This is a genomic window from Anaerovibrio sp., assembly GCF_051866355.1.
Taxonomy (GTDB): Bacteria; Bacillota; Negativicutes; order Selenomonadales; family Selenomonadaceae; genus Anaerovibrio.
On record NZ_JBJDWZ010000002.1, the window covers coordinates 1 to 5,352 of the forward strand.

The 5,352-nt window shown below is 50.3% G+C and carries 4 protein-coding genes; all 4 read left to right on the plus strand.

The features are described from left to right. The first annotated feature begins 136 nt into the window (after positions 1 to 136). Positions 137 to 406 carry a hypothetical protein gene (locus tag ACI3UA_RS00020; RefSeq protein ID WP_439722779.1) on the plus strand — a complete coding sequence of 90 codons (270 nt, stop codon included), beginning with the start codon at positions 137 to 139 and terminating at the stop codon, positions 404 to 406. A 396-nt stretch (positions 407 to 802) separates the two neighbouring features. After that, a complete protein-coding gene (thiD, locus tag ACI3UA_RS00025; protein ID WP_439722780.1) occupies positions 803 to 1,585 on the plus strand; it encodes a bifunctional hydroxymethylpyrimidine kinase/phosphomethylpyrimidine kinase in 783 nt (260 codons plus the stop codon). Between the two features lie 90 nt (positions 1,586 to 1,675). Next, positions 1,676 to 2,743, plus strand: a complete 1,068-nt coding sequence (locus tag ACI3UA_RS00030; protein WP_439722781.1) for a leucine-rich repeat protein — start codon at positions 1,676 to 1,678, stop codon at positions 2,741 to 2,743. A gap of 147 nt (positions 2,744 to 2,890) precedes the next feature. After that, positions 2,891 to 5,352: leucine--tRNA ligase (gene leuS / locus ACI3UA_RS00035; protein WP_439722782.1), on the plus strand; the 2,462-nt coding region annotated here is incomplete at its 3' end.

The window sequence follows — 5,352 nt, forward strand, 5'->3', positions numbered from 1 at the left end:
ATCGGAAAAAAAGATAACAAAATTATTGTCCAATCTGGTGCATTGGAATATAAAGATGATGAGTATAGCATCCTTGATATTATATCTAATCACATTGAGGGTGGACTGGATACGTTGAAAAGGAGATGGAAACGATATGAAAAGGGAACTTCAATTTAAACAAACCGAGGAAGGATATGCTTGTTTTGAAGAGGGAAAAAATATATTTGAAATATCTAAAAAAGACTTGCAATTTAATGTGAAAAATTTTTATTATGCATTTTATGCTGAAGGAAAAGATTTTGAAGATATGGTACTAGAAAATTGTATTCAAGATGATAAGGCTGCTGAACGGGTATATGATTGTATAATCATGCTTATGGAAAAGATAAGGGAAAAATTTACTGAACTATCGGATGAAATATAAGATTGGTGGATTTTATGGGAGACAAAGAAATGCAGAATATAGTTTCTACAAAAAGCTTGACATGAAATCCTGATATGCTTCCTTACTCACAACAATATCGTATTCATCTTCGATTTTATCGAATAAGGTTTTTTGAAGGCTTCATCCATAGATGTAGAATATATGGTGGTGTAGCTTTCGGTCAGATTATGTTCTTCGTTGGTTAATTTGCTGGAAAATGCCATGCTGCTCATTTCGTTTCATAAAATCTGTTTCACATAGGAATTACACTACAATTTTCTTTTTTTAGTTTAAGGATCGGTAATGGAAATTAATTTTATAAAATTTATTATAGTGCTTTAGGTGAAAATTGCTTATAATATAAAATATATAGCATATTTTTTGGAGCGTGAGGATATGAAGACAGCTTTAACGATAGCAGGCAGTGATTGCAGTGGCGGGGCCGGGATACAGGCGGATTTGAAGACCATGCTGGCCAATGGCGTGTACGGCATGAGCGCCATCACGGCATTGACGGCGCAGAATACAACCGGTGTGGCGGCGATTATGAATGTGACGCCGGAGTTTTTGGGACAGCAGCTGGACTGCATTTTTACGGATATTTTCCCTGATGCGGTCAAGATTGGCATGGTTTCCGACAAGGGTTTAATCAGGATGATAGCGGAAAAACTGCGGCAGTATCAGCCGAGGCATGTGGTGGTCGACCCGGTGATGGTGGCTACCAGCGGTGCCAGGCTGATTGCCGATGATGCGGTGGAGGTTCTGCAGCAGGAGCTGTTTCCGCTGGCAACGGTGCTGACACCGAACATCCCGGAAGCGGAGGTGCTTCTGGGGGAGAAAATTGCCAGTAAAGAGATGATGGAAAAGGCGGCAGAGAAAATCGGCAGGAAGTACGGATGTGGTGTTCTCTGCAAGGGCGGCCACAGCGTCAATGATGCCAATGACCTTTTGTACGCAGATGGCAGATTGACGTGGTTTGCCGGGAAGCGCATTGATAATCCCAATACCCACGGCACAGGCTGTACCCTGTCCTCCGCCATTGCCGCCAATCTGGCGAAGGGCTGTGAGCTGGCGGAGGCGGTTCGTCTGGCGAAGGAGTACATTTCCGGTGCGCTGGCGGCCATGCTGGATTTGGGCAGGGGCAGCGGCCCTATGCATCATGGCTATATGATAAAATGACTTTACTCTTTGCTGTGCTGATGTGTTATAATGTGGTATAGTAGCTGTGATAAAGCATAATAAACTGTTAGCAAAGGATATTGATGTATTATGAAAAAGAATATAGATGAAGATATAGTGTGGCACAAGCAGGCTGCCGAAGCAGGAAATGCCAAATCCATGTTTATGCTGGGAAAGCTTTTGTGCGAAGAGAAAAATGATGAGGAGGGCGGCATGTACTGGTTGCATAAGGCCTATGAAAATGGCTATGCAGATGCGGCAGGTTACTGCGGCACTGATCTTTTGTACGAGCCTGTGCCGGGCGGCATAGCGGTAACAGGTGCACGCAAGCATGTGAGCAACCTCAGTATTCCGCCTATCATAGACGGCGTGACTGTTGTGGCCATTGGTGAATATGCTTTCAGGTACTGCAATAATTTGCGCAGTATCAGGTTGCCGTCGGGAGTTGCGGAAATAGGTCAGGGGGCCTTCTCCGGCTGCAGCGGGCTGAATAGCATCGAGCTGCCGGACAGCGTAAAAAAAATAGGCGTGGGTGCTTTTTACAGGTGCAACAGCCTGAGCAGCATCAAGCTACCTTCCGGCATGACCGAAATTGAGCAGGGCACCTTTGCAGGGTGCAGCAATTTGTGGCGTATTGAGCTGCCGTCGGGCGTAACTAAGATAGACGCCGGTGCTTTTTCGGAGTGTGCCAGCCTGGAAAAGATTGTTTTGCCGTCAGGTGTGACTGAAATCGGGCAGGGGATTTTTGCCGGATGCAGCAGCCTGGAGCGTGTCGTGCTGCCGGAAGGCTTGCAGAAAATAAGCGTGGGCGCATTTTTCAAGTGCATCAGCCTTGATGAGATAGAGCTGCCGCCGCATATTACGGAGATTGGCGATGGCGCCTTTGCGGAGTGCAGCAGCCTTGGCCACATAGAGTTGCCGTCAGGCGTGGTGAGGATTGGCGCCGGTTCCTTTTCTGCCTGCATAAGCATGAGGGAAATAAAGCTGCCGTCAGGCGTGGTGGCGATAGCCCATGAGGCCTTCAAGGGATGTACCAATCTGGCGCAGGTAGAGCTGCCTGACAGTCTGGCCGAGGCCTTTGAGGATGCTTTTGAAGGCTGTATACAGCTGGACGGGAGCGTGCTGGACAGAATCAGGAAGCTCAAAAAAGGTATATGACGTTCAGGTTTTGGCACTGATGTGATTGATATATCGGTTGACGATAAACGGCCAAATAAGATATAATATGCTGTGGTTGATTCTACGAATTTATGCCCTGGTTGGAGTATTCAGCCAGGGCCAATTTATATTTTAGGAGGCTGTATCGTGGAGAAGTATTCACCGCAAAGCATAGAAAAGAAATGGCAGTCCAAGTGGCTGGCCGAGAATGTCTACAAGACTGAGATGGATCCGAAGAAGCCAAAGTATTATTCTTTGGAGATGTTCCCGTATCCGTCCGGCAACCTGCACATGGGGCATGTGCGCAATTATTCCATCGGCGATGTGCTGGCCCGCTACAAGACTATGGAGGGCTTCAATGTCATTCATCCGATGGGGTTTGACGCTTTTGGCATGCCGGCAGAGAATGCGGCTATCAAGCACGGTGTAAAGCCTTCTGACTGGACCTATTCCAACATGGACAACATGAAGCGCCAGCAGCGCGAGATGGGCTTGTCCTATGACTGGGACAGGGCGGTGGCTACCTGCAGCCCTGATTATTACCGCTGGACCCAGTGGCTTTTCCAGCTGTTCTACAAGCGCGGCCTTGCCTACAAGAAAAAGGCCTATGTAAACTGGTGCAATACCTGCGGTACCGTGCTGGCCAATGAGCAGGTTATCGAGGGCAAGTGCTGGCGCTGTGATTCCGATGTGGTGAAAAAGGATTTGTCCCAGTGGTTCCTGAAAATCACTGATTATGCCGATGTGCTCTTGAAAGATTTGGATCAGCTGAAGGGCTGGCCGGAGCGCGTAAAAATCATGCAGGAGAACTGGATTGGCCGCAGTGAGGGTCTTGAGTTCAATCTGGATGTGCCGGAGCTGGGGGAGAAGATTGCGGCATACACCACTCGTCCTGATACCGTGTACGGCATTACCTTCCTGGCGCTGGCGGCAGAGCATCCGCTGATTGAGAAGATCTGCGAGAATAATCCGAAGGCAGAGGAAATCATGGCCTTCTGCAAGAAGGCGCAGAACCAGTCCGAGATGGAGCGTACTTCCTCCGAATCCGAGAAGGAGGGCATCTTCACCGGCCTGTATGCCATCAATCCGTTCAATGGCAACAAGGTGGAAATCTGGGTTACCAACTATGTGCTGGCAGAGTACGGCACGGGCGCGGTTATCGGCGTTCCTTCCGAGGATCAGCGTGACTGGATGTTTGCCACCAAGTACAACCTGAATATCATCATCACCCTCCAGCCGAAGGACAGGGAGCTGAAGCTGGAAGAAATGACCGAGGCTTATGTGGATAAGGCCGGTGTGCTGGTAAATTCCGCCGAGTTCTCCGGCATGGATATCAAGGCGGCTATGCAGGGCATCATGGACAAGGCAGAGGCAGAGGGCTTCGGCAAGCGCCGCGTCAACTACCGCCTCCGCGACTGGCTGATTTCCCGTCAGCGTTACTGGGGTGCGCCAATTCCTGTGATTTACTGCCCGGATTGCGGCGAGCAGCTTGTGCCGGAAGACCAGCTGCCTGTACTGCTGCCGGAGGATGTAAAGTTTGAGCAGGGGGCGGTTTCCCCGCTGGCTCAGAGCGAGTCCTTCGTGAACTGCACCTGCCCGAAGTGCGGCAAGCCGGCCAAGCGTGAAACTGATACCATGGACACCTTCATCTGTTCCTCCTGGTATTATCTCCGCTACACCGATCCGCATAATGACAAGCTGCCATTTGACAAGGACAAGGTAAATTACTGGGCACCTGTTGACCAGTACATCGGCGGCATTGAGCACGCCATCCTGCATCTTCTCTATTCACGCTTCTTCACCAAGGTGCTGCGTGATGAGGGAATGGTGGACTTTGGCGAGCCATTTACCAACCTTCTCACCCAGGGCATGGTGCTGAAGGATGGCAGCAAGATGTCCAAGTCCAAGGGCAACGTGGTTTCCCCGGAGGAAATTATTGCCAAGTACGGCGCGGATACGGCCCGCCTCTTTATCCTGTTTGCGGCGCCTGTCGACCGCGATTTGGATTGGAGCGACGAGGGCGTTGCCGGTGCCTCCCGTTTCCTGAAGCGCGTATGGCGCATCATGGAAATTTTTGAGGATAAAATCAAGAATGGGCAGGATGAATACGATGTCAGCAGCCTGACGGAAGAGGAAAAGGAGCTGCGCCGCGTACTGCATACCACCATCAAGAAGGTAACGGAGGACATTCGCGACCGCTTCATGTTCAACACGGCCATCAGCTCTGTTATGGAGCTGGTAAATGCCTTCTACGTATTCCAGAACAGCGAGAGCGTCAATGGCAACCTGGTACGCGAGGTTTCCGTTGCCCTTATCAAGCTGCTGGCGCCGTTTGCGCCGCACATCACCGAAGAGCTGTGGAGCATCCTCATCGGCGAGGGCAGCGTACATCAGCAGAGGTGGCCTGAGTGTGACGAGGCCGCCACGGTCAAGGCTGAGGTGCAGATTGTACTGCAGATTAACGGCAAGGTGCGTGACCGCATCATGATTGCTACCGGCATCAGCCGCGAGGAGATGGAGGTAGCGGCCAAGGCTAATGCCCGCGTGCAGGAGCTGACCGCCGGCAAGACCATCGTCAAGATGATTTGCGTGCCTGACAAGCTGGTAAA

Bases quoted from the DNA above. Each gene is read 5' to 3' on its own strand.
- ACI3UA_RS00020 (WP_439722779.1), top strand. From the start codon at position 137: ATGAAAAGGGAACTTCAATTTAAACAAACCGAGGAAGGATATGCTTGT.
- thiD (WP_439722780.1), top strand. From the start codon at position 803: ATGAAGACAGCTTTAACGATAGCAGGCAGTGATTGCAGTGGCGGGGCC.
- ACI3UA_RS00030 (WP_439722781.1), top strand. From the start codon at position 1,676: ATGAAAAAGAATATAGATGAAGATATAGTGTGGCACAAGCAGGCTGCC.